Annotated in this window: 34 protein-coding genes; 1 reads left to right on the forward strand and 33 read right to left on the reverse strand. The window is 69.2% G+C overall.

From position 1 onward, the window contains the following. Positions 1–66 precede the first annotated feature (66 nt). Together pulA and ACXVGS_RS09020 are read right to left on the reverse strand one after the other, a co-directional pair. On the reverse strand, positions 67–5,850 hold the full coding sequence (gene pulA / locus ACXVGS_RS09015; RefSeq protein WP_458536860.1) for a pullulanase-type alpha-1,6-glucosidase: 5,784 nt from the start codon (positions 5,848–5,850) through the stop codon (positions 67–69). Between the two features lie 170 nt (positions 5,851–6,020). After that, positions 6,021–7,703, reverse strand: a complete 1,683-nt coding sequence (locus ACXVGS_RS09020) for an ABC-F family ATP-binding cassette domain-containing protein (RefSeq protein ID WP_458536861.1) — start codon at positions 7,701–7,703, stop codon at positions 6,021–6,023. A gap of 193 nt (positions 7,704–7,896) precedes the next feature. Between ACXVGS_RS09020 and ACXVGS_RS09025 the strand changes: the two genes are divergently transcribed. Next, a complete protein-coding gene (locus ACXVGS_RS09025; RefSeq protein ID WP_458529551.1) occupies positions 7,897–8,787 on the forward strand; it encodes a hypothetical protein in 891 nt (296 codons plus the stop codon). On the opposite strand, the gene truA is transcribed toward ACXVGS_RS09025, so the two are convergent. From truA to rplC, 31 genes are all read right to left on the reverse strand, one after another. Then, positions 8,757–9,674 carry a tRNA pseudouridine(38-40) synthase TruA gene (gene truA / locus ACXVGS_RS09030; protein WP_458534096.1) on the reverse strand — a complete coding sequence of 306 codons (918 nt, stop codon included), beginning with the start codon at positions 9,672–9,674 and terminating at the stop codon, positions 8,757–8,759. The genes ACXVGS_RS09025 and truA overlap by 31 nt on opposite strands. A 37-nt stretch (positions 9,675–9,711) precedes the next feature. Further along, complete coding sequence (gene rplQ / locus ACXVGS_RS09035) at positions 9,712–10,263, reverse strand: 50S ribosomal protein L17 (RefSeq protein ID WP_458529553.1); 552 nt, start codon at positions 10,261–10,263, stop codon at positions 9,712–9,714. Between the two features lie 68 nt (positions 10,264–10,331). Then, entirely contained in the window at positions 10,332–11,354 is a 1,023-nt protein-coding gene (locus ACXVGS_RS09040) for a DNA-directed RNA polymerase subunit alpha (RefSeq protein ID WP_141789334.1), read from the reverse strand. Between the two features lie 163 nt (positions 11,355–11,517). Further along, complete coding sequence (rpsD, locus tag ACXVGS_RS09045; RefSeq protein WP_141789335.1) at positions 11,518–12,126, reverse strand: 30S ribosomal protein S4; 609 nt, start codon at positions 12,124–12,126, stop codon at positions 11,518–11,520. A gap of 20 nt (positions 12,127–12,146) precedes the next feature. Continuing rightward, the gene (gene rpsK / locus ACXVGS_RS09050; RefSeq protein WP_091756329.1) at positions 12,147–12,554 is read right to left on the reverse strand and encodes a 30S ribosomal protein S11; all 408 of its coding nucleotides are present in this window, start codon (positions 12,552–12,554) and stop codon (positions 12,147–12,149) included. 89 nt (positions 12,555–12,643) lie between these two features. Continuing rightward, a complete protein-coding gene (gene rpsM, locus ACXVGS_RS09055; protein ID WP_141789336.1) occupies positions 12,644–13,024 on the reverse strand; it encodes a 30S ribosomal protein S13 in 381 nt (126 codons plus the stop codon). 192 nt (positions 13,025–13,216) lie between these two features. Beyond that, positions 13,217–13,330 (reverse strand): 50S ribosomal protein L36, encoded by a 114-nt coding sequence (rpmJ, locus tag ACXVGS_RS09060; RefSeq protein ID WP_010148647.1) that lies wholly within the window; start codon positions 13,328–13,330, stop codon positions 13,217–13,219. Between the two features lie 97 nt (positions 13,331–13,427). Further along, a complete protein-coding gene (gene infA / locus ACXVGS_RS09065) occupies positions 13,428–13,649 on the reverse strand; it encodes a translation initiation factor IF-1 (protein ID WP_006946284.1) in 222 nt (73 codons plus the stop codon). A 225-nt stretch (positions 13,650–13,874) separates the two neighbouring features. Further along, complete coding sequence (gene map / locus ACXVGS_RS09070; RefSeq protein WP_458529554.1) at positions 13,875–14,717, reverse strand: type I methionyl aminopeptidase; 843 nt, start codon at positions 14,715–14,717, stop codon at positions 13,875–13,877. A gap of 4 nt (positions 14,718–14,721) precedes the next feature. After that, positions 14,722–15,285: an adenylate kinase gene (locus tag ACXVGS_RS09075; protein WP_458529555.1), complete on the reverse strand. Its 564-nt coding sequence runs from the start codon at positions 15,283–15,285 to the stop codon at positions 14,722–14,724. Next, positions 15,285–16,586 (reverse strand): preprotein translocase subunit SecY, encoded by a 1,302-nt coding sequence (gene secY, locus ACXVGS_RS09080; RefSeq protein WP_141789339.1) that lies wholly within the window; start codon positions 16,584–16,586, stop codon positions 15,285–15,287. The genes ACXVGS_RS09075 and secY overlap by 1 nt, the downstream gene beginning before the upstream one ends. Before the next feature lie 193 nt (positions 16,587–16,779). Beyond that, a complete protein-coding gene (rplO, locus tag ACXVGS_RS09085) occupies positions 16,780–17,235 on the reverse strand; it encodes a 50S ribosomal protein L15 (RefSeq protein WP_141789340.1) in 456 nt (151 codons plus the stop codon). A 2-nt stretch (positions 17,236–17,237) separates the two neighbouring features. Beyond that, positions 17,238–17,420: a 50S ribosomal protein L30 gene (gene rpmD, locus ACXVGS_RS09090; RefSeq protein ID WP_141789341.1), complete on the reverse strand. Its 183-nt coding sequence runs from the start codon at positions 17,418–17,420 to the stop codon at positions 17,238–17,240. Beyond that, a complete protein-coding gene (gene rpsE / locus ACXVGS_RS09095) occupies positions 17,420–18,049 on the reverse strand; it encodes a 30S ribosomal protein S5 (protein WP_141789342.1) in 630 nt (209 codons plus the stop codon). Before rpsE ends, rpmD begins: the two co-directional genes overlap by 1 nt. Positions 18,050–18,092: 43 nt before the next feature. Next, the gene (gene rplR / locus ACXVGS_RS09100) at positions 18,093–18,467 is read right to left on the reverse strand and encodes a 50S ribosomal protein L18 (protein WP_281286346.1); all 375 of its coding nucleotides are present in this window, start codon (positions 18,465–18,467) and stop codon (positions 18,093–18,095) included. A 3-nt stretch (positions 18,468–18,470) separates the two neighbouring features. Next, positions 18,471–19,010: a 50S ribosomal protein L6 gene (gene rplF / locus ACXVGS_RS09105; RefSeq protein WP_141789343.1), complete on the reverse strand. Its 540-nt coding sequence runs from the start codon at positions 19,008–19,010 to the stop codon at positions 18,471–18,473. A gap of 23 nt (positions 19,011–19,033) precedes the next feature. Further along, positions 19,034–19,432 (reverse strand): 30S ribosomal protein S8, encoded by a 399-nt coding sequence (gene rpsH, locus ACXVGS_RS09110; protein WP_141789344.1) that lies wholly within the window; start codon positions 19,430–19,432, stop codon positions 19,034–19,036. Between the two features lie 82 nt (positions 19,433–19,514). Beyond that, a complete protein-coding gene (locus ACXVGS_RS09115) occupies positions 19,515–19,700 on the reverse strand; it encodes a type Z 30S ribosomal protein S14 (RefSeq protein ID WP_050347855.1) in 186 nt (61 codons plus the stop codon). Positions 19,701–19,702: 2 nt separating this feature from the next. Next, positions 19,703–20,263 carry a 50S ribosomal protein L5 gene (gene rplE, locus ACXVGS_RS09120; protein ID WP_141789345.1) on the reverse strand — a complete coding sequence of 187 codons (561 nt, stop codon included), beginning with the start codon at positions 20,261–20,263 and terminating at the stop codon, positions 19,703–19,705. A 2-nt stretch (positions 20,264–20,265) separates the two neighbouring features. After that, positions 20,266–20,631, reverse strand: a complete 366-nt coding sequence (gene rplX, locus ACXVGS_RS09125) for a 50S ribosomal protein L24 (RefSeq protein ID WP_221632549.1) — start codon at positions 20,629–20,631, stop codon at positions 20,266–20,268. 3 nt (positions 20,632–20,634) lie between these two features. Continuing rightward, the gene (gene rplN, locus ACXVGS_RS09130; RefSeq protein WP_141789346.1) at positions 20,635–21,003 is read right to left on the reverse strand and encodes a 50S ribosomal protein L14; all 369 of its coding nucleotides are present in this window, start codon (positions 21,001–21,003) and stop codon (positions 20,635–20,637) included. 118 nt (positions 21,004–21,121) lie between these two features. Then, the gene (gene rpsQ / locus ACXVGS_RS09135; RefSeq protein ID WP_141789347.1) at positions 21,122–21,409 is read right to left on the reverse strand and encodes a 30S ribosomal protein S17; all 288 of its coding nucleotides are present in this window, start codon (positions 21,407–21,409) and stop codon (positions 21,122–21,124) included. A gap of 5 nt (positions 21,410–21,414) precedes the next feature. Next, positions 21,415–21,651 carry a 50S ribosomal protein L29 gene (gene rpmC / locus ACXVGS_RS09140; protein ID WP_141789348.1) on the reverse strand — a complete coding sequence of 79 codons (237 nt, stop codon included), beginning with the start codon at positions 21,649–21,651 and terminating at the stop codon, positions 21,415–21,417. Further along, positions 21,651–22,070, reverse strand: coding sequence for a 50S ribosomal protein L16 (gene rplP / locus ACXVGS_RS09145; protein ID WP_141789349.1), 420 nt, complete (start codon positions 22,068–22,070; stop codon positions 21,651–21,653). The genes rpmC and rplP overlap by 1 nt, the downstream gene beginning before the upstream one ends. Beyond that, on the reverse strand, positions 22,070–22,891 hold the full coding sequence (gene rpsC, locus ACXVGS_RS09150) for a 30S ribosomal protein S3 (protein WP_458536862.1): 822 nt from the start codon (positions 22,889–22,891) through the stop codon (positions 22,070–22,072). The genes rplP and rpsC overlap by 1 nt, the downstream gene beginning before the upstream one ends. Beyond that, positions 22,891–23,265: a 50S ribosomal protein L22 gene (gene rplV, locus ACXVGS_RS09155; protein ID WP_141789351.1), complete on the reverse strand. Its 375-nt coding sequence runs from the start codon at positions 23,263–23,265 to the stop codon at positions 22,891–22,893. The genes rpsC and rplV overlap by 1 nt, the downstream gene beginning before the upstream one ends. 60 nt (positions 23,266–23,325) lie before the next feature. Next, positions 23,326–23,607 carry a 30S ribosomal protein S19 gene (gene rpsS / locus ACXVGS_RS09160; protein WP_141789352.1) on the reverse strand — a complete coding sequence of 94 codons (282 nt, stop codon included), beginning with the start codon at positions 23,605–23,607 and terminating at the stop codon, positions 23,326–23,328. Positions 23,608–23,622: 15 nt separating this feature from the next. Beyond that, entirely contained in the window at positions 23,623–24,459 is an 837-nt protein-coding gene (rplB, locus tag ACXVGS_RS09165; protein ID WP_141789353.1) for a 50S ribosomal protein L2, read from the reverse strand. A 53-nt stretch (positions 24,460–24,512) separates the two neighbouring features. Then, positions 24,513–24,815, reverse strand: coding sequence for a 50S ribosomal protein L23 (rplW, locus tag ACXVGS_RS09170; RefSeq protein ID WP_141789354.1), 303 nt, complete (start codon positions 24,813–24,815; stop codon positions 24,513–24,515). Further along, positions 24,812–25,567: a 50S ribosomal protein L4, sunset domain variant gene (rplD, locus tag ACXVGS_RS09175; protein ID WP_458529556.1), complete on the reverse strand. Its 756-nt coding sequence runs from the start codon at positions 25,565–25,567 to the stop codon at positions 24,812–24,814. Before rplD ends, rplW begins: the two co-directional genes overlap by 4 nt. A gap of 5 nt (positions 25,568–25,572) precedes the next feature. Next, a partial coding sequence (gene rplC, locus ACXVGS_RS09180) for a 50S ribosomal protein L3 (RefSeq protein WP_458536863.1) occupies positions 25,573–25,980 on the reverse strand: 408 nt, incomplete at its 5' end.

Consider the following 25,980-nt stretch of genomic DNA (forward strand, 5'->3'; position numbering starts at 1 on the left):
CCCGCGCAGGCAAAGGCCCCGGTATGCCGGGTGGCCGGCACACCGGGGCCCCTCACCCCGTGTACGTCAGTGCTGCACGAACACCGCCACGGTCCGGGCAGGCACCGTCAGGGTGCTGCTCGAGGCGTCCCACCGGGAGGCCTTGACCACCGGGTCCGCTCCCCCGGCCTCGACCGGGGACAGCGCCAGGTCGGCACCCGTCATACCGGGCAGCTTCTGGGCCACCGCGGCCGGCGAGGCGTTGAACACCACGACCAGGCCCTTCAGGGCCGGGTCGGCATCGGTGCCCTTGGTGTCGTCGATGCGCATGACGACCACGCCCGGGTGGGCGTCACCGGTGCCGGAGACCGGGAAGCCGACCTTGGCGCGGATGGCGTCGGCCGAGCCGAGGCGGAACAGCGGCGAGGAGAAGCGCAGCCGCAGCAGCTCCTGGGCCTGGGCCGAGGCGGTCGCCACGTCGGTCGCCGACGGCTTGAGTGCCGGGTTCGCCAGCAGCGGCTTCATGTACGGCCACTTGGCGCTGTTGGAGCCCTCCGGCGGCAGGCCGTGGCCGAACCCGTTGTCCGCGCCGGTCCAGTCCAGGGTGTTGAACCAGTCGCCACTGTCATAGCTGTCGCGGTCAAAGCTCTTGCTGCGCAACAGGTCTGCGCCCGCGTGCCAGAACGACGGGGTCTGCGACAGGGCGGTGGTCGCCAGCGACAGGGTGTTCATCCGGACCCGGTCGGCCATGCTCGTGGACACCGGCAGCTTGTAGGTCAGCGAGTCCCACAGCGTCTCGTTGTCGTGGGCGTCGACGTAGCTGACGACCTCGTCCGGCTGGTCGGCGTAGCCCGCCGGGGCGCCGTTGTAGTCGACCTGGTCACCGCGCACGACCTTGCCCTCGGTGTCGGTGAAGGTGAACGCCCGCAGGTTGCCGGCGAGGCCGAGCTCGACGAGGTCGGTGTCGTGCGGCAGCGAGCCGGCCGCGCCGTCGTTGACCGCGGCCCCGTTGGGGTCGGTCGCCTCGCCGCTGCCGAAGCCCTGCTTGCGCGGGTCGTCGTCGAACGGCCCGCCACCGCGGACCGCGTCGCGGAGGCGGTCCGAGAACGTGCCGATGTGCGTGCCGCCGAGCTGGCCCTGCGTGGCCTGGGTGAACAGCGCGTTGTTGGCCACCTCGCCGAAGTTCCAGCCCTCGCCGTAGAGGTAGATCGAGCGGCCGTCGACGCCGTCGTGCTGCAGCGTCAGGGCGTCGAGGGCGTGGCGCACCGCGAGCATGGTGTCGCGGCTGTGGTGCCCCATGAGGTCGAAGCGGAACCCGTCGACGTGGTAGCTGCGAGCCCACGAGACGACCGAGTCGACCATGATCTTCTGCGCCATGGCGTGCTCCGTGGCGACGTTCTGGCAGCAGGTCGAGGTCTCCACCGCGCCGGTCGCGTTGAGCCGCTGGTAGTAGCCGGGAACGACCTGGTCGAGCACCGACGTCGGCGCCTCACCGCTGGCCGGCGTGTGGTTGAACACCTGGTCCAGCACGACCCGCAGGCCGTCCCGGTGCAGGCCGCCGACCATGGTGCGGAACTGCGCGACCCGCTGGCCGCCGTCGGCCGCCGCGGCGCTGGAGGCGTAGGAGCCCTCCGGCGCCATCCAGTGCCACGGGTCGTAGCCCCAGTTGAAGGCGTCCTTGCCTGCGACGGCCGTGACGCACTTCTGCTGCTCCTCACTGGCCGGGGCGTAGGAGGCCAGGTCACAGGCGGGCCTGGCCTGCTTGGCCGGGTCCTCCTCGATCGAGGCGATGTCGAACGTCGGCAGCAGGTGCACGGTGTTGAGCCCCGCAGCCGCGAGCGCCTTGAGGTGCTTGGTGCCGTTGCCGTTGTCGGCGAAGGCGAGGTAGGAGCCGCGGTGGTCGGCGGGCACGCTGGGGTCGCCGATCGAGAAGTCCCGCACGTGCAGCTCGTAGATCGTGGAGTCCACGTCCTGCCTCAGTGTCGGCGACGGCGTCCCCGACCACAGGGCGGGGCGGTAGGCCGGGTCGGCCAGGTCCACCGCGACCGAGCGGGTCGAGTCCAGCGTCAGCGCCACCGAGTAGGGGTCGGTGACGAGGTTGTGCTCGACGTTGCCGGTGGTGGGGGCGAACACCTCCACGTCATAGAGGTATCGCGCGCCGCGCCACTGCGGGCGGCCCGCCACCGTCCACGAGCCGTCGCCCTGACGACGCATGGCCGTCCTCGTGGCGGCGGACACCGGCGCGTCGGCAGCCGAGGCGGCCGGCCAGGTCAGCAGGTCGACCGACCGGGCGGTCGGCGCCCACAGCGCGAACGAAGGTGTGCGCCCGTCCCACGTGACGCCCAGGCTGCGCCGAGAGGCTGCCGAGGCGTAGAGGTCGTCGAGCACCCCCGGGGTCTGCACCCCGGTGGCGTCGAGCAGCCGGCCCAGGTCGTCGTAGAGCCCGACCGCCACCTGGCCGCGCAGGACCTCCTCTGCCTGCCGGGCCACGGCCCGGTCCAGGCGCAGCGCGAGGTAGCCCTTGAGCTCGGGGTGCGCGGCGGTGACGGAGGCCGGGAGCCCGGACGCGTCATACGTCAGGTCTGCGGTGGAGCCGCCGGTGACCGCCTCGGCGTCCACGCCGAGGCTGCCGGTCGGGGACCAGTGCAGCCGCCAGTGCAGCAGCGCCGGGTCGGAGCCGGCAGGCACACCACTGGCCGGCCAGGCGAGCAGGTCGCGGCTGACCCAGTAGGCCTTGGCCTTCTTCAGGTCCGGGGAGGCACCGGCCCGCGAGGTCTTGACGCTGACCTGGTGCGTCGCGAGGACGTAGGAGAACGTCACGACCGTGCCGTCCGAGGGCACCGAGAAGCCGATGTTGGCCCCGCCCGGGGCACCGCCGGCGCCGTAGTTCTCGTCCCAGGACAGGTTGTGGGCGACCTTGAACTCGTAGCTGCCCGCAGGGATCTGGTCCGTCGACCACGTGTAGGTCCCGTCACCGTCGGGGTCCTGCAGCCACGGGCGCATGCAGTCCGGGCTCCAGTCGGCCGGGCAGCCCAGCTTGCTCTGGAACGAGCCGGGCGCGGTGATGATCGGCCCCTGTGCCGTGCTCGTGGCGTAGTGCGTCGCGTGGTCGTAGTAGAAGGTGACCGGGCCGCCGGGCGCGGTGAAGGCGATGTTGCTGCCGCCCTTCGCCCCGCCGGCGCCGTAGTTCTCGTCCCAGCTCTTGTCGATGGCGACCTTGTACTCGTAGTCCCCGGCCGGGAGCGAGGTGGTCGTGCCCTTCCAGACCTGGTCCTTGGCGTCGAGCGAGAGCTGCGCCTGGGCGCAGTCCGGCTGCCAGTCACCCGAGCAGCCCATCTCGGAGTTGTGGCTGCCCGGCACGCTGACGTTGTCGGGCTGGGTGACCGGGCCGACCCCGCCGGAGCCGCCGCTGCCGCCGGTGGCCTGGGCGTCGCCGACGACCCCGTAGGACGAGCTCGCCGAGATGTTGCCGCTGCTGTCTTTCGCGACCGCGCGGTACTCCAGCAGGGTGCCCTTGGCCAGGCCGCTGACGTCGTGGAAGACACGGTACGGCGCGTTGTCGTCGGTGCCGAGCGGGTGCCACTGGCTCGTCCCGGCCGCCCGCCAGGCGAAGCTCACCTGGGCGAACGCGTTCTCCGGGATCGCGGCGCCGACCTCGGCCCGGCCCCCGACCACTCCCCCCGCCTGGGGCGAGGTGAGGTAGACCGCAGGCGCGGTGCGCCGGTGCGACAGGCCACTGCGGGCCTTCCACACCGACACCGACAGCGGCGGCACGGTGACGCTGACCCGGTCGTCCGCGCCGGAGACCAGGTCGCGGGTTGCGCCCAGCAGCGGGGCGAAGTGCATCCGGTCGCTGTAGGTGCTGAACGTCGCCGACTTCGCGGTGGTGGCGTTGTTGGCGGCCACGACGTACTCCGTGCCGGTCCCCGCGTCGACGCGGCTGAACGCGTAGATGCCGGCGCCGTCGGAGGCGTAGCGGTGGATCTGTGCGCCGTCGGCGAGCCCGGGGTTCGCCGCCCGCAGCCGCTCCAGGAACTGGAGCTGGCGGTACAGCGGCGCGGACTCGTCATACCGGTCCTTGCTGCCGGAGGCGCCGCCGAGCACCTCCTGCGAGGCGTAGTCCGGCACCTTGGTGGCGAACATGTCCTGCCGGGCGTCCTTGTCGCCGCCGCTGCCGATGAAGCCCTGCTCGTCGCCGTAGTAGACGACCGGCTGCCCCCGGGTGAGGAACATCAGCTCGTTGGCGAGCTTCGTGCGCGCCATGAGGTCGTCGCCGGAGGAGCCAGATCCCTTGAGCATCATGGCGATCCGGCCCATGTCGTGGTTGCCGAGGAAGGTCGGCAGCTCGTAGGCGTTGGAGTCGGTGTCGGTGTAGTAGTCGTCGCCGGCGTAGAAGTCGCGCAGCCCTGTGGTCGCCTTGCCCTGGGCGAATGCGAGCGCGTTCGACTGGAAGCCGAAGTCGAGGGTCGCGGGCAGGCGCCCGGCGGTGGTGAACCGGCTCATGACCTTGGGGTCGGCGTCGTAGACCTCGCCGAACATGAAGAACCGGCTGTTGCCCTGGGCCCGCGCGTGCTCCATGACGGCTGGCGAGAAGTGCTGCCAGAACTCGAGGTTGACGTGCTTGACGGTGTCGATGCGGAAGCCGTCGATGCCGAAGTCGACCCAGTGCTTGTAGATGTCGGTCATGCCGTTGACGACCTTGGGCTGCTCGGTCCACAGGTCGTCCAGCCCGACGAAGTCGCCGTACTCCGCGGACTCGCCGGCGAAGGTCGAGTCACCGCGGTTGTGGTAGAGCGTCGGGTCGTTCAACCATGCCGGCACCTTGACGGTCTTGTCCGCCTCGGTGCGGAACGTCGGCGGGTGCGGGAACGAGGTCGCCGGGTCCAGCGCCGGGAAGGTGTCACCCCCGGCGTAGGCCTTGTCGTCGAAGGCCTTCCCTCTGGCGTCGGTGTAGGGCCGCTGGGCCTTGGACACGTAGCCGTGCTGGCCGTCCGCGGAGTCGATGACGTCGGCGGTGTGGTTGGTGATGATGTCGAAGAAGACCTTCATCCCCTTGGCGTGGGCGGCTGCGACAAGGCGCTTCATGTCCTCGTTGCTGCCCAGGTGCGGGTCGATCTTCGTGAAGTCGGTGATCCAGTAGCCGTGGTAGCCGGCGCTGGCGTCGGCCCCGCTGCCCTGCACCGGGCGGTTCTTGAACGCCGGCGTCAGCCAGATCGCCGTGGTGCCCAGGGACTTGATGTAGTCGAGCTTGCCTGTCAGCCCCGCCAGGTCACCGCCGTGGTAGAACCCCTTGTCCGTCGGGTCGAAGCCGGTGTCCATCCGGGTGCCGGTCAGGCCGCCGCTGTCGTTGGCGGGGTTGCCGTTGGCGAACCGGTCGGCCATGACGAAGTAGAACCGCTCGCGGGTCAGCGGCCCGCGCAGGCTCGAGCCGGCAAGCGCCTTGTCGGCCGCCGTCGCCGGGCCGGGCAGGTCGGTCGGGGTGATGCCGATCTTGTGCGTCTGGTCGTCGTAGGACACGTGCACCGTGGCGGGTCCCTGCAGCACCAGCGGGATGTTGGCCCCGCCCTTGGCGCCGTCGGCGCCGTAGCTCTCGTCCCAGCTGTGGTTGATCGCCACCTTGAGCTCGTAGCTGCCGGCCGGCACCCGGAAGTCCCTGCCGTATGCCGTGCCGTCGCCCTCGCGGGTCAGGTCGGTGCCCGTGCAGTCCGGCTGCCAGTCGTCGGAGCAGCCGAGCTCGGACTGCAGCGAGCCGACCAGCGTGGCGGTGCGCTCGGCCGCCGCCGCGGTGGGCGCCAGCGCCGGCACCAGGCCGACGGTGGCGAGCGTGGATGCTGCGACGGCAGCGACGACGGTGGACCAGCGACCGGCCACGGGCACTCCTGGACGTCAGCGAGCGCCCCCTGAGGCCGCCCGTCGGTGAGTCGCGGCCCCCCGCCCCGGCGGACCGCCCCGCGAACGTTAGGCCCAGCCCGGCCGCAGCACCAGAGGTGGAGTGCAAAGTTTCTGCAAGTTCTTGCAGCCCACCTCCGGTGCCGCAGACTTCAGCGGACCCGGCGGACCCGGCCCTCGTCCCAGACCGGCTCGTCCGCCTCGTAGACCCCGCCGTCCTCGCCGAAGACGAGGAACCGGTCGAAGCCCCGGGCGAACCACCGGTCGTGGGTGACCGCGAGCACTGTGCCGTCGAAGGCCGCCAGGCCCTCCTCGAGCGCCTCGGCCGAGTGCAGGTCGAGGTTGTCCGTCGGCTCGTCCAGCAGCAGCATCGTCGCCCCGCTCAGCTCCAGCAGCAGGATCTGGAACCGCGCCTGCTGCCCTCCTGAGAGCGAGGCGAACGTCTGCTCCGAGGAACGGGCCAGGCCGTAGCGGTCCAGTGCCCGCGCCGCCTCGTCGCGCGGCTTGCCGGCCCGGTGCTCGTCGCCCCGGTGCAGGATCTCCAGCAGGGTGCGGGTCGACAGCTCCGGGTGCTCGTGGGTCTGGGCGAACCAGCCGGGGCGGACCCGGGAGCCCAGGCGCGCGACACCGGTGTGCTCGACCGGGGCGGGGACGACGTCCCCGACCGGGCGGTGCTCGATGTCGGGGTCGCTGCCGCCGCGGGCGAGCAGCCGCAGGAAGTGCGACTTGCCCGAGCCGTTGCTGCCCAGGACCGCGACCCGCTCGCCGTACCAGACCTCGAGGTCGAACGGCTTCATCAGCCCGGTGAGCTCGAGCCCTTCGATGATCACCGCCCGCTTGGCCGTGCGACCGCCGGTGAGCCGCATCCGCACGTTCTGCTCGGCGGCGACGGCCTCGGGCGGGCAGGCCTCCTCGAACTTGGCCAGGCGGGTCTTGGCCGCCTGGTAGCGGCTGGCGAGGCCGTCGTTGTAGGCGGCCTTGGTCTTGTACATCAACACCAGCGCCTTGAGCTTGGCGTGCTCCTCGTCCCAGCGGCGGCGCAGCTCCTCGAGCTTGGCGTTCCGGTCGATGCGGGCCTGCGGGTAGGTCGCGAAGCCGGCCGGGTGCACCCACAGGGTGCTGCCCGCCGCGCCCGGCTCGAGCGTGGCCACGCGGGTGGCGACACGGTCGAGCAGCTCGCGGTCGTGGCTGACGAACAGCACGGTCTTGGGCGAGCCGATGAGCTGCTCCTCCAGCCAACGCTTGGTCGGCACGTCGAGGTAGTTGTCCGGCTCGTCCAGGAGCAGGACCTCCTCCGGCCCGCGCAGCAGCGCCTCCAGGACCAGCCGCTTCTGCTCGCCGCCGGAGAGGGTGCGCACGGCCCGCCACTGGGCCTTCTCGTACGGCACGCCGAGCGCGGCCACGGTGCACACGTCCCAGAGCGTCTCGTGCTCGTAGCCCCCGGCGTCGGCCCAGTCGGCGAGCGCCTGGGCATAGGCCATCTGGGTTTTCTCGTCGTCCTGCTCCATCATCGCCAGCTCGGCGGCGTCGACGGCCTGCGCGGCGGCGCGGACCGCTGGCGGGGCGACGCTGACCAGCAGGTCGCGCACCGTGGTGTCGTCGCGGACCTTGCCGATGAACTGGCGCATCACGCCGAGGCCGCCGGAGCGGGTGACCGCGCCGTCGTGGGCGTCGAGGTCACCGCTGACGATGCGCAGCAGAGTGGTCTTGCCGGTGCCGTTGGGCCCGATCAGCGCGACCTTGGCCCCCTCGCCCACGCGGAGGCTGACCTCGCCGAGCAGGGGACGCCCGTCGGGCAGGGAGTAGCTGATGGCATTGATGTCGACGTGGCCCACAACCGCCAACTGTCCCTCACCGGGGGCCGCCGAGTCATCCTGGTTTCACCCGCAATGCCCGCCACACAGCCATCGTGAATGGTCACGGGTTCGTCAAACCGGCGCGCGGGACGGTGCAGCCGGCCGCATGCTGAGCCTCCCGGCGCGGTCGATGCCGGTGACACGCCGGAGTGGAGGCAGCATGGCTCGCCGCATGACCCCTGTCCGCGCCCTCACCCTGTCCCTGGCTGCCGCACTGGCCGGCCTCCTCGCCGTCGGCGCAGCCACGCCCGCCCTGGCCGCGGGGGGCAAGCACGCCAGCGCTCCCCCGCCCGCCTCGGGCCGGGCCATGTGGGTGTGGGGCGCCGACGACCCCGCGACCGTCGTCGCGTTCGCCCGGGACCGCGGGGTCAGCCGGCTCTTCGTGGCGGTGCCGCCGCAGGTCACCTCCTCCCCCGACCTGCCCCGCCTGCAGCAGCTCAGCGCCCGGGCCCGCGCCGAGGGTATGCAGGTCGACGCCCTCGGCGGAGACGCCGGCTGGGTGGATTCTCCCTCGTGGGTGGTCTCCAGCTGGCTCACGCCGGCCCTGGCCAGCGGGCTGTTCACCGGCATCCACGTCGACGTCGAGCCCTACCTGCTGGCGTCGTGGTCCACCGACCAGTCCGGCACGGTCAAGCGCTACCTCGGCCTGCTGTCGACACTCGCCTCCAGCGCCGGCCGCTCCCACCCGCTCGAGGCGGACATCCCCTTCTGGTTCAACACGGTCAGCTACGGCCGGACGCCACTGGACCGGGCGGTCATGACCCGGGTCGCCGGGACCACCGTGATGGCCTACCGCAACCACGCCGCCGGCACCGACGGCACGCTGGACATCGCTGCCGCCGCGCTGGCCAGCGCCAGGGCGACCGGCAGGCCGGTGCGCATCGGCCAGGAGACGAACGACCTCGGCAGCGACCCAACCGGGGGCAAGCAGACCTTCTTCGGGATGACCCGCACCCAGATGGAGGCCGAGCTCGGCCAGGTCGACGCTGCCCTGACGGGCAGCGCCACCTACGCCGGTATCGCGGTCGAGGACTACCGCGGCTGGGCGGCCATGGCGCCCTGAGCACCCCCGGCGACGGTGCGCACTGCCCTGGCCTCGCGGGCACGGGCGGCCAGCTCGGCGTCCGGCGGGTAGCTGACCTCCTCCAGGGACAGCCCGTGCGGCGGCATGACCACCACGCGGGGGTCGCGGTGCCCGGCGGAGAGGACCTGCGCCGGCCACTCGACGGGCTGGCGCCCCTCCCCGACCGGCAGCACGGCCCCGACCAGGGACCGGACCATGGAGTGGCAGAACGCGTCGGCCTCGACCCGCCCGAGCAGCATGCCGTCCTCGTCACGGGTCCACGCGTAGTCGAGGAGGGTGCGGATCGTCGTGGCCCCCTCGCGCTTCTTGCAGAAGGCGGCGAAGTCCTTCAGCCCCAGCAGCAGCTGTGCCGCCTGGTGCATGGCCTCCACGTCGAGCTCGTGGCGCACCGTGACCGTGTCGCGCCGGCGCAGCGGGTCGGCCTGGGCGGGCCGGTCGCACAGCCGGTAGAGGTAGCGGCGCTGGACCGCCGAGAAGCGGGCGTCGAACCCCTCGGGCGCGACGCTGACCCGGCGCACCACGACGTCTGGCGGCAGCACCCCGCCGAGCCGGGTCACGGCCGCCAGCTCCGGGGTGCGGGTTGACCGGCCGGGCAGCCGCCCGAACGCCTCCGGGTCCACGTCGGCGTGGCACACCTGGCCGCGGGCGTGGACCCCGGCGTCGGTGCGTCCGGCCACCGTGAGGCGGACCGGCTCCGGTGCGCGCAGCACGGTGGTCAGCGCGGTGGACAGCTCCTGCTCGACGGTGCGCAGCCCCGGCTGCGCGGCCCATCCGGAGAAGTCCGTGCCGTCGTAGGCGAAGTCGATGCGGACACGGACGAGCCCGCCGCCCCCTGGTGCGGGGACGACGGGCTCGTCGGTGTTCATGCAGCGCAGCCTAGTGCGCCTGCGTGAGCCGCCTGGCTCAGGCGTCGGCCTTGCCGGACTCGTCCGTGGCCTCGGCGGCCGGGGCCTCCGTGGTCTCGGCGGTCTCGGCCGGAGCCTCGACGGTCTCCTCGACCTCGGCCTCGGCGGGGGCCTCCTCCTTCGCCTTGGTGGACTTGGCGGCGCGCTTGGTCGCAGCCTCGGCCTCGGCGACGGTGGCCTTCTTCGGGGACAGCGGCTCGCGCACCAGCTCGATCACGGCCATGGGGGCGTTGTCGCCCTTGCGGTTGCCGATCTTGGTGATGCGGGTGTAGCCACCGGGGCGCTGCTCCATGTCGGGAGCGATCTCGGTGAAGAGGCGGTGCACGACGCCCTTGTCACGGACGACCGTGAGCACCCGGCGACGGGCGTGCAGGTCACCGCGCTTGGCGAACGTGACGAGACGCTCGGCCAGCGGGCGCAGGCGCTTGGCCTTGGCCTCGGTGGTCGTGATCTGGTCGTGCTCGAACAGCGAGGTGGCCAGGTTGGCCAGGATCAGCCGCTCGTGCGCCGGACCGCCGCCGAGGCGGGGACCCTTGGTGGGCGTGGGCATGGGTTGTTCTCCTCAGAGTTCTGACCGAACCGCTGTGTGCGGGTTGGTCACAGAAATCGGTCAGGCGGTCAGTACTGCTCGTCCTCGGCGAAGGACTGGTCCTCGTCGAAGTCGTCGTCGAAGCTGCCCACGACAGCGCTCGGGTCGAACCCGGGCGGGCTGTCCTTGAGCTGCAGCCCCATGCCGACCAGCTTGGCCTTGACCTCGTCGATCGACTTCGCACCGAAGTTGCGGATGTCGAGCAGGTCGGCCTCGCTGCGGGCCACGAGCTCACCCACGGTGTGGATGCCCTCGCGCTTGAGGCAGTTGTAGGAGCGGACGGTCAGGTCCAGGTCCTCGATCGGCAGCGCCAGGTCGGCAGCCAGGGCGGCATCGGTCGGGCTCGGGCCCATGTCGATGCCCTCGGCCTCGACGTTGAGCTCACGGGCCAGGCCGAACAGCTCGACCAGGGTCTTGCCGGCCGAGGCCATCGCGTCGCGCGGGGCGATGCTGTTCTTGGTCTCGACGTCGACGATCAGCTTGTCGAAGTCGGTGCGCTGCTCGACACGGGTGGCCTCGACCTTGTAGGTCACGGCCAGCACCGGGCTGTAGATCGAGTCAACCGGGATGCGGCCGATCTCGGCGTCGCCGGTCTTGTTCTGCGCGGCGGAGACGTAGCCACGGCCACGCTCGACGGTCAGCTCCATCTCGAGCTTGCCCTTGCCGTTCAGGGTGGCGATGTGCAGGTCCGGGTTGTGGACCTCGACACCGGCCGGGGGCGCGATGTCAGCGGCGGTGACGGCGCCGGGGCCCTGCTTGCGCAGGTACATGACGACCGGCTCGTCGTGCTCGCTGGAGACGACCAGGCCCTTGATGTTCAGGATGATCTCGGTGACGTCCTCCTTGACACCGGGGACCGTCGAGAACTCGTGGAGCACGCCGTCGATGCGGATGCTGGTGACCGCGGCACCCGGGATGCTCGAGAGCAGGGTGCGGCGGAGGGAGTTGCCGAGGGTGTAGCCGAATCCCGGCTCGAGCGGCTCGATGACGAACCGCGAGCGGGCGTCGGAGACGACGTCCTCGCTGAGGGTGGGGCGCTGCGCGATGAGCACTGGAGTTTCCTTCCCACGGGCGACCGCTATTTGACGCCTCGTGAAACGGCGGACCCGTGATGGTCCGCGACCCGTGGCACCTCTGTCCGTGCCGCGAGCCCTGGGTATGCCGGGTGGTTGCCTCCCGGGGGAGGTGGCCACCCGGCACACCGGGTGAAGAACGTCAGTTCTTCGAGTAGAGCTCCACGATGAGCTGCTCGGTGAGGATCGTGTCGATCTGCTCACGGACGGGCAGCTGGTGGATGAGGACCCGCAGGGAGCCCGGGACGACCTGCATCCACGCCGGGACGGGACGCTCGCCGAACGTCTGGCGGGCCAGCTCGATCGGGAAGGTCTCGGCCGACTTCGGGCGGACGTCGATGATGTCGTACTGCGAGACGCGGTAGGACGGGACGTCGACGCGAACGCCGTTGACCAGGAAGTGACCGTGGGTCACCAGCTGGCGGGCGGCGCGACGGGTCCGGGCCAGGCCGGCGCGGTAGATCACGTTGTCCAGGCGGGACTCGAGGATCTGCAGCAGGTTCTCACCGGTCTTGCCGGGGCGGCGCGAGGCCTCCTCGTAGTAACCGCGGAACTGCTTCTCCATGACGCCGTAGGTGAAGCGGGCCTTCTGCTTCTCCTGCAGCTGGGTGAGGTACTCCTTCTCCTGGATCCGGCGACGGCCGTGCTGGCCGGGCGGGAAGGGACGGAGCTCGAAGTTCTTGTCGCCGCCGACGAGGTCGACCTTGAGGCGACGCGACTTCTTGGTGATGGGGCCGGTGTAACGAGCCATGTCTTATCTCTCTCCCGGTCTCAGACGCGACGACGCTTGGGCGGACGGACGCCGTTGTGCGGCGAGGGCGTGACGTCGCTGATGGCGCCGACCTCGAGGCCGGTGGCGGTCAGCGAGCGGATCGCGGTCTCACGACCGGAGCCCGGGCCCTTGACGAAGACGTCGACCTTGCGCATGCCGTGCTCCATGGCACGACGTGCGGCCGCCTCGGCGGCCATCTGCGCGGCGAACGGGGTGGACTTGCGCGAGCCCTTGAAGCCGACCTGGCCGGCAGAGGCCCACGAGATCACGGCCCCGGTCGGGTCGGTGATCGAGATGATGGTGTTGTTGAACGTGCTCTTGATGTGAGCGTGCCCGTGGGCGACGTTCTTCTTCTCCTTGCGGCGCACCTTCTTGGCGCCCGCAGCCGTACGGCTCTTGGGAGGCATGCGGTAGATCTCCTACGTGGTTGAAGTGTGGTCCGACTCGGTTCGCCGGCCGCGATATGCGCAGCCCGGCGATCGGATCACGAGCGGACTTACTTCTTGCCGGCCTTCTTCTTGCCGGCCACGGTGCGCTTCGGGCCCTTGCGGGTGCGCGCGTTGGTCTTCGTGCGCTGACCGCGGACGGGCAGGCCACGACGGTGACGAAGACCTTCGTAGCTGCCGATCTCGACCTTGCGACGGATGTCGGCGGCGACCTCGCGGCGGAGGTCACCCTCGACCTTGAAGTTGCCCTCGAGGTAGTCGCGGAGCTTCACGAGCTCCTCGTCGCCGAGGTCGCGGACGCGGGTGTCGGGGTTGACCCCCGTCGCCGCCAGGGTCTCCTTCGCGCGGGTGCGACCCACGCCGAAGATGTAGGTGAGTGCGATCTCGACGCGCTTCTCGCGCGGGAGGTCAACACCAACAAGACGTGCCATCTTGTGTCAGTTCTCCTGATCAACACGGAGGTCTGGAGCAACGCCGGTCCGCTTCCGACCCGGGAATGGTCCCGGGCCCACGGTCCCCGGCCTCCGTGCCGGGGGTGACGTCCAGGACGGGTCCTGGGGTCGGGCGCTGCGTTGTGTCTGTGCGTTCTCGAAAGACCGCGGGTCGTGCTCGGTGGGTGGTGCTCAGCCCTGGCGCTGCTTGTGGCGCAGGTTCTCGCAGATCACCATGACCCGGCCGTGACGGCGGATCACCTTGCACTTGTCGCAGATCTTCTTGACGCTCGGCTGAACCTTCATCTGCCTGCTGTCTGTAGATCGGGCCCCTCGCCTCCCGGCCGCGTGCGCGACCGAGCCCCGAGGAGTTGGTTGGGATCGGGAGTGATGAAGCTCCCGCTCAGCGGTAACGGAAGACGATGCGGCCGCGGGTCAGGTCATACGGGGAGAGCTCCACCACGACACGGTCCTCGGGGAGGATCCGGATGTAGTGCTGGCGCATCTTGCCCGAGATGTGGGCAAGAACCTTGTGACCGTTGGTCAGCTCCACGCGGAACATCGCGTTCGGCAGAGCCTCGACGATCGTGCCCTCGATCTCGATGACACCGTCCTTCTTGGCCATATCCTCCGCAATCCGTCGAACGAGCCGGCCCCGGGTGGGACCGGTCAGTGTGGCCACTGATGATTCATCCGGCACGACGAAAGGCACGTCCCGACACCTCTGCGGGCGGACCCGCGAGGGTGTGGAACGAGACATTCGTGAGCCGACGCACTAGCCTACGCCATCCCCCCACAGGAGGAGAAATCGACGGGCTGCGGATCGGGGCAGGTCAGGACGGTGCGGCGCTCAGTCCAGGGGCGCGTATGCCGCGCCGAGGGCTTCCAGCCGCGCCTTGCCGCCGTCGAGCTCGGTGAGCACCCACAGGCCCTCGTCGGTGACGGCCACGGAGTTCTCCCAGTGCGCCGCCCGCGTGCCATCGGTCGTGACGACGGTCCAGTCGTCCTCCAGGACCGCGGTGTCGGCGGATCCCAGCGTCACCATCGGCTCGATCGCGACGGTCAGGCCGGACCGCACGGTGGGGCCCTTGTCCCGGACGCGGTAGTTGGGCACCTGCGGGTCCTGGTGCATCTCGGTGCCGATGCCGTGCCCGACGTAGTCCTCGACGATGCCGTAGGTGGCGCCGTCGGCGGCGGCCGCCTTGGTGACCGCGTCCTCGACCGCCGCGCCCACGGCATACAGCGGGGAGCCGACCTTGAGGGCGGCGATGCCCGCCCACATGGAGGCCTCGGTGGCGTCGATGAGCGCCAGGTCGGCCGGGCTGCCGGCCTCGCGCCCGCCGACGACGAGCGAGATGGCGGCGTCGCCGTGCCACCCGTCGACGATGGCGCCGCAGTCGATGGAGACCAGGTCACCCTCGCGCAGCTCGCGGCTGCCCGGGACACCGTGGACGACCTCGTCATTGACGCTGACGCACAGCGTGCCGGTGAAGCCGTGGTAGCCGAGGAACGACGGGGTCGCCCCTGCGCCGCGGATGTGCTCCTCGGCCATGCGGTCGAGGTCGGCGGTGGTCATCCCGGCGCAGACCTGCTCACGCAGCAGGGCGAGGGTGTCCCCCACGACCAGCCCGGCGCGTCGCATGCGCCGGATCTGGTCGGGGGTCTTGACGTCGAGCCGGTTGCGTCCGAACACGGGGTCAGGCGCCCAGCGCGTTCTCGAGGCGGGCGGTGACGGTGTCCACGTCGCCCATGCCGTCCACCGGGCGCAGCAGCCCACGCTCGCGGTAGATCGCGGCCAGTGGCGCGGTCTCCTCGACGTAGACCTCCTGGCGGTGGCGGATGACCTCTTCGGTGTCGTCGGCGCGCCCCTCGAGCTCGGCTCGCTTCAGCAGCCGCGCCACGACCTCGTCGGTGTCGGCGGTCAGCTCGAGCACGGCGTCGAGCTGGTGCCCGCCCTCGGCGAGCATGGCGTCGAGCTCGGCCACCTGGGCCTGGGTGCGCGGGTAGCCGTCGAGCAGGAAGCCCTTGCCGGCGTCGTCCTGCATCAGCCGGTCACGCACGATCGCGTTGGTCACCTCGTCGGGCACGTACTTGCCGGCCGCCAGGATCTCCTGGACCTGCTTGCCGAGTGCGGTGCCGTTCTTGATGTTGGCGCGGAAGATGTCGCCGGTCGAGATCGCCGGGATGCCCAGGCGCTCGGCGATCCGGGCAGCCTGGGTGCCCTTACCGGCTCCGGGCGGGCCGAGGATGATGAGACGCATCAGCGGAGGAACCCTTCGTAGTGACGCTGCTGCAGCTGGGACTCGATCTGCTTCACCGTCTCCAGGCCGACACCCACGATGATCAGGATCGAGGTGCCCCCGAAGGGGAAGTTCTGGTCAGCGCCGACGAGGACGAAGGCGATGAGCGGGATCAGGGAGATAAGCCCCAGGTAGAGGGCGCCCGGCACGGTGATCCGGGTGAGGACGTAGTCGAGGTATTCGGCCGTGGGTCGCCCGGCCCGGATACCCGGGATGAAACCACCGTACTTCTTCATGTTGTCGGCGACTTCATCGGGGTTGAAGGTGATGGACACGTAGAAGAACGTGAAGAACACGATCAGCCCGACGTAGGCAAGCATGTAGATCGGGTGGTCACCGCGGGTGAGGTTCTGGTCCACCCAGGTCACCCAGCCCGGGGGCCGGCCGGTGCCGCGCTGGAACTGCGCGATCAGCGAGGGCAGGGACAGCAGCGACGAGGCGAAGATGACCGGGATGACACCGGCCATGTTGACCTTGAGCGGGATGTAGGTGGACGTGCCGCCGTACATCCGCCGCCCGATCATTCGCTTGGCGTACTGCACCGGGATGCGGCGCTGGGACTGCTCGACGAACACGACGGCGGCAATGATCACCAGGCCGAGCAGGATGACGATGATGAACTTGTCCCAGCCCTTGGTGCGCAGCGCCCACAGCGAGGTCGGGAAGCGCGCGGCGATCGAGGTGAAGATCAGCAGCGACATGCCGTTGCCGATGCCCCGGTCGGTGACGAGCTCACCGAGCCACATGATGACGCCGGTGCCGGCGGTCATCGTGAGCACCATGATGAGGATGGTGGGCAGGCTCTCGTCCGGCATGATGCTGGTGCACGAAGGCCCGAACAGCTGGCTGGGGTTGCGCGCGATGGTCACCAGCGTCGCGGACTGCAGGACCGCCAGTCCGATGGTGAGGTAGCGGGTGTACTGCGTCAGCTTGGCCGTGCCCGACTGACCCTCCTTCTTCAGGGTCTCGAAGCGCGGGATCACCACGGTGAGCAGCTGGATGATGATGCTCGAGGTGATGTAGGGCATGATCCCCAGCGCGAAGATCGACAGCTGGAGCAGCGCACCACCACTGAACAGGTTGACCAGCGAGAGCACGCCGCTGGTCGAGGCGCCCTTGATGCAGCTCTGCACCTGTGTGTAGCTGACGCCCGGGGTCGGCACCAGTGAGCCGAGCCGGAACACCGCCATGATCGCCAACGTGAACAGGAGCTTCTTGCGCAGGTCCGGCGTCCTGAACGCGCGGGCGAAAGCGGTGAGCACTGGTCCTCCTGCGGGCCACCCGTTGCGGCAGCCTGGTCATGGAACGAACGATCGGGGGGACAGGTCAGTCCCCCAGTCACCCGGGCGACATTACCGTCCTAGACAGCGCCCCGGGCTTCCGGGCCCACGGACCCGGCGCCCGGGGCGCTGACGACTAGCTTCAGTATGCGGTTGTTCGACCGTTTCGGTCAGGTCAGACCTCGGTCGCCGTACCGCCAGCGGCCTCGATCTTGTCCTTGGCCGAGGCCGAGAACTTCTGCACCGAGACGTTCACCTTGACGGTGATCTCACCGGTGCCGAGGACCTTGACCGGCGCGCCCTTGCGGACGGCACCCTTGGCCACGAGGTCCTCGACCGTGATGTCGCCACCGTCGGGGTACAGCGCGGAGATGCGGTCGAGGTTGACGACCTGGTACTCCGTGCGGAACGGGTTCTTGAAGCCACGAAGCTTGGGCAGCCGCATGTGCAACGGCATCTGCCCACCCTCGAAGCGCTCCGGAACCTGGTAGCGCGCCTTCGTACCCTTGGTACCACGGCCAGCGGTCTTGCCCTTGCTGCCCTCACCACGACCCACACGGGTCTTGGCGGTCTTGGCACCAGGAGCCGGGCGAAGGTGGTGCACCTTCAGCGCGGACGGGTCCTTGGCCATGATCAGTCAACCTCCTCGACGGTGACCAGGTGGGTCACCGTGCGGACCATCCCGCGGATCTCGGGGCGGTCCTCCTTGACGACGACGTCGCCAATGCGCTTCAGACCGAGGCTGCGCAGCGTGTCGCGCTGGTTCTGCTTGCCACCGATCTCTGAACGGGTCTGGGTCACCTTCAGACGAGCCATCAGGCGCTCACCCCCGCGGCACGGGCACGCAGCAGCGCGGCCGGGGCCACGTCCTCCAGCGGCAGGCCACGACGGGCCGCGACCGCCTCGGGGCGCTCGAGACCCTGCAGGGCCTCGACCGTCGCGTGGACGATGTTGATGGCGTTGTCCGAGCCCAGGGACTTGGACAGCACGTCGTGGATGCCGGCGCACTCGAGGACGGCGCGCACCGGGCCACCGGCGATGACACCGGTACCGGGAGCGGCCGGACGGAGCAGCACGACACCAGCGGCGGCCTCACCCTGGACCGGGTGAGGGATGGTGCCCTGGATGCGCGGGACCTTGAAGAAGTTCTTCTTGGCCTCCTCGACACCCTTGGCGATCGCCGCGGGCACCTCCTTGGCCTTGCCGTAGCCGACGCCCACGGTGCCGTCGCCGTCGCCCACCACGACCAGCGCGGTGAAGCTGAAGCGACGACCACCCTTGACGACCTTGGCGACGCGGTTGATGGTCACGACGCGCTCGACGTAAGCGGTCTTCTCCGCAGCGTTGTCGCGACGGTTGTCGCGGTCACGACGGTTGCCGCGGTCGCTGCGCTCGTTGCCGGCAGTGCCGGCGCCGGTGGCGCCTCGGCGCTGGGGTCCAGCCATCAGACGTTCCTCTTCTCTGAAATCTCGACAGCGGTGTGGGTCATCACAGAGCCAACCCACCCTCGCGGGCACCGTCGGCGATCGCCGCGATACGGCCGTGGTAGCGGTTGCCACCACGGTCGAACACGACGGCCTCGACGCCGGCAGCCTTCGCACGCTCGGCGAGGAGCTCGCCGACCTTGCGGGACTTGGCCGACTTGTCGCCGTCGAAGGACCGCAGGTCCGCCTCCATCGTGGAGGCCGACGCCAGGGTCTTGCCCACGGTGTCGTCGACGATCTGGACGAAGACGTGACGGCTCGAGCGCGACACCACCATGCGCGGACGCAGCGCGGTGCCGTTGACCTTCTTGCGGACGCGCAGGTGGCGACGACCGCGAGCGGCGCTCTTGCTCTTCGCGCGCTTGATGATCATTGCCATGGCTTACTTACCAGCCTTTCCGACCTTGCGACGGATCTGCTCGCCGGCGTACCGCACGCCCTTGCCCTTGTACGGGTCGGGCTTGCGCAGCTTGCGGATGTTGGCGGCGACCTCGCCGACCAGCTGCTTGTCGATGCCCTGGACCGCGAAGCGGGTGGGGTTCTCGACAGTGAAGGAGATGCCCTCAGGCGCCTTCACGGTGATCGGGTGGCTGTAACCGAGGGCGAACTCGAGGTCGCTGCCCTTGGCGGTCACGCGGTAACCCGTGCCGTGGATCTCCATCTTCTTCTCATAGCCCTCGGTCACACCGAGCACCATGTTGTTGATCAGCGTGCGGGTCAGGCCGTGCAGCGAACGCGAGTTGCGCTCGTCGTTCGGGCGCTTGACCTCGACGGCACCGTCCTCGGCCTTGTTGACCGTGATCGGCGCAGCCACGACGTGCTGCAGCTGACCCTTGGGACCCTTGACCGTGACGGCCTGGCCGTCGATGCTGACGTCGACGCCGGCGGGCACGGAAACAGGAAGTCGTCCAATACGGGACATGGGGTTCTTTCCTCCTCTTCCTGTTACCAGACGTAGGCGAGGACTTCTCCGCCTACACCCTTCTTGGCCGCCTGCTTGTCGGTGAGCAAGCCGGACGACGTGGAAATGATGGCCACACCGAGACCGCCGAGAACCTTGGGCAGGTTCGTCGACTTCGCGTAGACGCGCAGACCGGGCTTGGACACCCGACGAACGCCGGCGATGGAACGCTCGCGGTTCGGGCCGTACTTCAGGTCGATCGTCAGGGTCTTGCCGACCTCGGCGTCCTCGACCTTCCAGCCGGCGATGTAGCCCTCGGCCTGGAGGATCTCAGCGATGTGAGACTTGAGCTTGGAGAACGGCATGGAGACCACGTCGTGGTGCGCCGAGTTGGCGTTCCGGACGCGGGTCAACATGTCCGCAATCGGGTCTGTCATTGTCATTGGGCTTCTCCGCCCTTCCTCACCGGGGTTTCAGCGACACACGTTCTGCCGCCGACCTACGGTGTAAGAGGTTTGTTGTGGGTTACCAGCTGCTCTTCGTCACACCGGGCAGCTCGCCGCGGTGGGCCATCTCGCGAAGGCACACACGGCACAGGCCGAACTTGCGGTAGACCGAGTGCGGACGGCCGCACCGCTGGCAGCGGGTGTAGGCGCGAACCTTGAACTTGGGCTTGGCGTTCGCCTTGTTGATCAGCGCGGTCTTGGCCACGATCAGTTCTCCTTGAACGGGAATCCGAGGTGACGCAGCAGCGCACGACCCTCGTCGTCGTTGGTCGCCGTCGTGACGACCGTGATGTCCATACCCCGGACGCGGTCGATCTTGTCCTGGTCGATCTCGTGGAACATCGACTGCTCGGTCAGGCCGAACGTGTAGTTGCCACGGCCGTCGAACTGCTTGGGCGACAGGCCGCGGAAGTCGCGGATGCGCGGCAGGGCGACGGACAGCAGACGGTCCAGGAACTCCCACATGCGGTCGCCGCGCAGCGTGGTGTGCGCGCCGATGGGCATGCCCTCGCGGAGCTTGAACTGCGCGATCGACTTGCGGGCCTTGGTCACGACCGGCTTCTGGCCGGTGATGGCCGACAGGTCGCGGACCGCGCCCTCGATGAGCTTGGCGTCGCGCGCAGCGTCACCGACACCCATGTTGACGATCACCTTGACGACACCGGGCACCTGCATGACGTTCGCGTAGCCGAACTCCTGCAGCAGCGCCGGCTTGATCTCGTCGGCGTAGCGCGCCTTCAGACGCGGCTTGGTAGCGGTCTCAGTCATGTTCACAGGTCCTTACCGGAACGCACGGCAACGCGGGTACGGACGGTCTTGGTCTTGCCGTCACGCTCCACCGTCTCGACGCGGGTCTTGATGCGGGTCGGCTTCTTCGTCTCCGGGTCGACGATCTGCACGTTGCTCACGTGGATCGGCGCCTCCTGGGTCACGATGCCGCCGGTGCGGGCGCCACGACCGGTGGTGCCGGCCTTGGTGTGCTTGGTGATCCGGTTGATGCCCTCGACCAGCACGCGCTGGGTGTCGGGGTAGACCGCGATGACCTTGCCCTGCTTGCCCCGGTCGCCGCCGTTCTTCTGGGCGCGACCGCTGATGACCTGAACCAGGTCACCCTTCTTGATCTTCATCTTCGCCATGAGTTACAGCACCTCCGGAGCGAGCGAGATGATCTTCATGAACTTCTTCTCGCGCAGCTCGCGGCCCACCGGGCCGAAGATGCGGGTGCCACGCGGGTCACCGTCACCCTTGAGGATGACGGCCGCGTTCTCGTCGAAGCGGATGTAGGAACCATCCGGCCGACGGCGCTCCTTGGTGGTGCGCACGATGACGGCCTTGACGACGTCGCCCTTCTTGACGTTGCCGCCGGGGATGGCGTCCTTGACGGTGGCGACGATGACGTCACCGATGCCGGCGTACCGACGACCCGAGCCACCGAGAACACGGATGCAAAGGATCTCCTTGGCACCGGTGTTGTCGGCGACACGCAGTCGCGACTCCTGCTGGATCACTGTCGAACTCCTGTCGTCGCGCTGGTTCTCATCACTGAGCCTTGCGGAACGGATCTATGGTCATTGGCCCGGGGGCGGCGGGTGGCCCAGGGCCACCCGCCTCCCGCTGGGGTTCTGCTTACTTGGCGCGCTCGAGGATCTCCACCACGCGCCAGCGCTTGGTGGCCGAGAGCGGACGGGTCTCCATGATCAGGACGCGGTCGCCGACACCGGCCGAGTTGGCCTCGTCGTGCGCCTTGACCTTGTGGCTGCGACGCATGACCTTGCCGTAGAGCGCGTGCTTGACGCGGTCCTCGACCTCGACCACGACGGTCTTGTCCATCTTGTCGCTGACGACGTAGCCCTGGCGCGTCTTGCGGTAGTTGCGCTCGTCGCTCACAGTGCTCTCCTGCTTGTTCTCGCTCATGGTCGTCACTCCGCCTTCTCGGACCGACCGATGTTGAGCTCGCGCTCACGCATCTCGGTGTAGATCCGGGCGATGTCCTTGCGGACGGCGCGCAGACGGCCGTGGTTCTCCAGCTGACCGGTGGCCGACTGGAAGCGGAGGTTGAACAGCTCCTCCTTGGCCTTGCGCAGCTCGTCGACCAGACGGTCGTCCTCGAGACCACGCAGCGAGGAGGGAGTCAGGTCCTTGGAACCGACTGCCATCAGATGTCACCACCCTCACGCCGAACGAAGCGGCACTTCATCGGCAGCTTGTGCATCGCCAGACGCATGGCCTCACGGGCGATGGGCTCCGGAACACCGGAGAGCTCGAACATGACACGACCCGGCTTCACGTTGGCGATCCACCACTCCGGGGAACCCTTACCGGAACCCATGCGGGTCTCGGCGGGCTTCTTGGTGAGCGGGCGGTCCGGGTAGATGTTGATCCAGACCTTTCCGCCACGCTTGATGTAACGGGTCATCGCGATACGAGCGGACTCGATCTGACGGTTGGTCACGTAGGCGGGCTCGAGGGCCTGGATGCCGTAGTCACCGAACGCGATCGTGGTGCCGCCCTTGGCAGCGCCGGAACGACCCGGGTGGTGCTGCTTGCGGTGCTTGACTCGACGAGGAATCAACATCAGGACTCAGCTCCCTCGGTGCTCGCAGCCGGAGCCTCGGTCGTCGCGGGGGCCTCGCTGGCCGGGGCCTCGGTGGTCTCGGTGCGGGCGGGGCGACGGCCGCGGGCCGGACGCTCGGCGCCGTCACGACGGGGGCCACGCGCCGGGCGCGGCGCGGCGGCCTGCTCGCGGGCGAGCTCCTTGGCCGTGACGTCACCCTTGTAGATCCAGACCTTCACGCCGATGCGGCCGAACGTCGTGCGGGCCTCGTAGAAGCCGTAGTCGATGTTCGCGCGCAGCGTGTGCAGCGGCACACGACCCTCACGGTAGAACTCCGAGCGGGACATCTCGGCGCCGCCGAGACGGCCGGAGCACTGCACCCGGATGCCCTTGGCGCCGGCGCGCAGGGCGGACTGCATGCCCTTGCGCATCGCGCGGCGGAAGGAGACACGGGCCGAGAGCTGCTCGGCGATGCCCTGGGCGACCAGCTGAGCGTCGGTCTCGGGGTTCTTGACCTCGAGGATGTTCAGCTGGACCTGCTTGCCGGTGAGCTTCTCCAGCTCGCCACGGATCCGGTCCGCCTCGGCGCCACGGCGACCGATGACGATGCCCGGACGGGCGGTGTGGATGTCGACGCGGACGCGGTCACGCGTGCGCTCGATCTCCACACGGGAGATGCCGGCCCGCTCCATGCCCGAGGACATGAGCTTGCGGATCGCGACGTCCTCCTTGACGTAGTCGCGGTAACGCTGACCCGTCTTGGTGCTGTCGGCGAACCACCGGCTCTTGTGCTCGGTCGTGATGCCCAGGCGGAAGCCGTGCGGGTTGACCTTCTGACCCATTAGCGGGTTCCTCCCTTAGTCGCGTTCTCCGGCAGCGCCACGTGCACGGTGATGTGGCTGGTGCGCTTGCGGATGCGGTAGGCACGACCCTGAGCACGCGGCCGGAACCGCTTCATCGTCGGACCTTCGTCGACGTAGGCGGCGCTGATGACCAGGCCACGCTCGTCGAATGCTTCATTTGCCTTGTCGGCCTTCACGCGAGCGTTCGCAATGGCGCTCTCGAGCACCTTGCGAATCGGCTCGCTCGCGGCCTGCGGTGCGAACTGCAGCACCGCCACGGCCTCGGTCGCCTGCTTGCCACGGATCAGGTCCACGACGCGGCGGGCCTTCTGGGGCGTGACACGGACGTGCCGCGCCTGCGCCTTGGCTTCCATCGCTGTCCCTTGCTTTCGTTCGAAGTTCTTCGAATGGTGTTGTGGGTTGTGGACCACCGCTTAGCGGCGGCGACCCTTCTTGTCGTCCTTCTCGTGACCCTTGAACGTGCGGGTCGGCGCGAACTCACCGAGCTTGTGGCCGACCATCGACTCGGTCACGAACACCGGGACGTGCTTGCGGCCGTCGTGCACCGCGAGGGTGTGGCCCAGCATGTCGGGGTTGATCATGGACCGGCGCGACCAGGTCTTGATGACGTTCTTGGTGCCCGCTTCGTTCTGGGCGTCCACCTTCTTCTGAAGGTGGTCGTCGATGAAGGGGCCCTTCTTCAAGCTACGAGGCATTTTCGTGGGCTCCTATCAGCGCTTCTTGCCAGTACGACGGCGACGCACGATGAGCTTGTCGCTTTCCTTGTTGGGGCGCCGGGTACGGCCCTCGGCCTGGCCCCAGGGGCTGACCGGGTGACGACCACCGGAGGTCTTGCCCTCACCACCACCGTGCGGGTGGTCGATCGGGTTCATGGCCACACCACGGACGGTCGGGCGCTTGCCCTTCCAGCGCATGCGGCCGGCCTTGCCCCAGTTGATGTTGCTCTGCTCGGCGTTGCCGACCTCGCCGACGGTCGCGCGGCAGCGCGCGTCGACGTTGCGGATCTCACCGGACGGCATACGCAGCTGGGCGTAGGGACCGTCCTTGGCGACGAGCTGGACGCGCGCACCGGCGGAGCGGGCGATCTTGGCTCCGCCACCGGGACGGAGCTCGATCGCGTGCACGACCGTACCCACGGGGATGTTGCGCAGCGGCAGGCTGTTGCCCGGCTTGATGTCGGCGCCCGGACCGTTCTCGATCGGGTCGCCCTGCTTGAGCTTGTTCGGCGCCAGGATGTAGCGCTTCTCGCCGTCCGCGTAGTGCAGGAGGGCGATGCGCGCCGTGCGGTTGGGGTCGTACTCGATGTGAGCGACCTTGGCCGGCACGCCGTCCTTGTCGTGGCGACGGAAGTCGATCACGCGGTAGGCGCGCTTGTGACCGCCACCGATGTGACGCGTCGTGATGCGACCCGCGCTGTTACGGCCGCCGCTCTTGGAGAGCGGGCGGACCAGTGACTTCTCGGGCGTCGACCGCGTGATCTCCACGAAGTCCGCGACGCTCGAGCCACGACGACCAGGCGTCGTCGGCTTGTACTTACGGATACCCATTGTCTGTGATCCTCAGTTCCCTAATCGTCTCGATCAGTCTTTGGTGGACCCGGTCAGGCGACCGGTCCCCCGAAGATGTCGATCGAGCCTTCCTTCAGGGTGACGATGGCGCGCTTGGTGTCCTTGCGCTTGCCGATGCCGAAGCGGGTGCGACGGGTCTTGCCCTGGCGGTTCAGCGTGTTGACCGAGTCGACCTTGACGCCGAAGACCCGCTCGACCGCGATCTTGATCTCGGTCTTGTTGGCCCGCGGGTCGACGACGAAGGTGTACTTGCCCTCGTCGAGCAGCCCGTAGGACTTCTCCGACACGACCGGCGCGAGCAGGATGTCGCGCGGGTCCTTGCCCAGGTTGCTCACTTGGTGTCCTCCTCAGCGGACTCGGCCTTCTTCGCCGCAGCCTTCTTGGCCGGCTTCTTGGCCTTGGGTGCCTCGGGGGCCTCCTCGACCTCGACGACGACCTCGGCCTCGGCGGCGGCCTTGCCCTTGACGGGACCGGCCAGGAAGGTGCTCAGCGCACCCTCGGTGAAGACGATGTCGTCGGCGCAGAGGACGTCGTACGTGTTCAGCTGGTCCGGGACCAGGACGTGGACGTTCTCCAGGTTGCGCAGGCTCTTCCACGACGTGGCGTCGTTGCGCTCGACCACGACGAGGACGTTCTTGCGCTCGGACACGCCGTCCAGGATCGCCCACGCCGACTTGGTCGACGGGGTGTCGCCCTCGACGAGAGCGCTGAAGACGTGGATTCGGCCGTGGCGGGCCCGGTCGGAGAGGGCGCCGCGCAGGGCAGCAGCCTTCATCTTCTTGGGCGTCCGCTGGGTGTAGTCGCGCGGCTGCGGGCCGTGGACGGTGCCACCGCCGGCGAACTGCGGCGCGCGGGTCGAGCCCTGGCGGGCGCGGCCGGTGCCCTTCTGCTTGTAGGGCTTGCGGCCACCACCGCGGACCTCGCCGCGGGTCTTGGTGGAGTGCGTGCCCTGACGAGCGGCGGCCAGCTGCGCAACGACCACCTGGTGGATCAGGGGGACGTTGGTCTGGACGTCGAAGACCTCGCCCGGCAGGTCCACCGAGCCGGTCTTCTTGCCCTGGGGGCTGATGATGTCAATCGTCGTCATGGCGATCAGGCTCCCTTGGCAGCCGTGCGCACCAGGACGATGCCGCCGCGGGGGCCGGGGATGGCACCCTTGATCAGCAGCAGACCCTTGTCAGCATCCACGGCGTGGATCGTGAGGTTCTGGGTGGTCTGGCGAACGCCGCCCATGCGACCCGACATGCGCATGCCCTTGAAGACACGGCCGGGGGTCGCACAGCCACCGATAGAACCGGGCTTGCGGTGGTTGCGGTGCGCACCGTGGGAGGCGCTCACACCCTTGAAGCCGTGACGCTTCATGACACCTGCGTGGCCCTTGCCCTTGGTGGTGCCGATGACGTCGATCTCCTGGCCGGTCTCGAACGTCTCGACCGTGAGCTCCTGGCCCAGGGAGTAGTCAGCGGCGTCCGCGGTGCGGAGCTCCACCAGGTGGCGGCG

Source organism: Oryzihumus sp., from assembly GCF_054325275.1.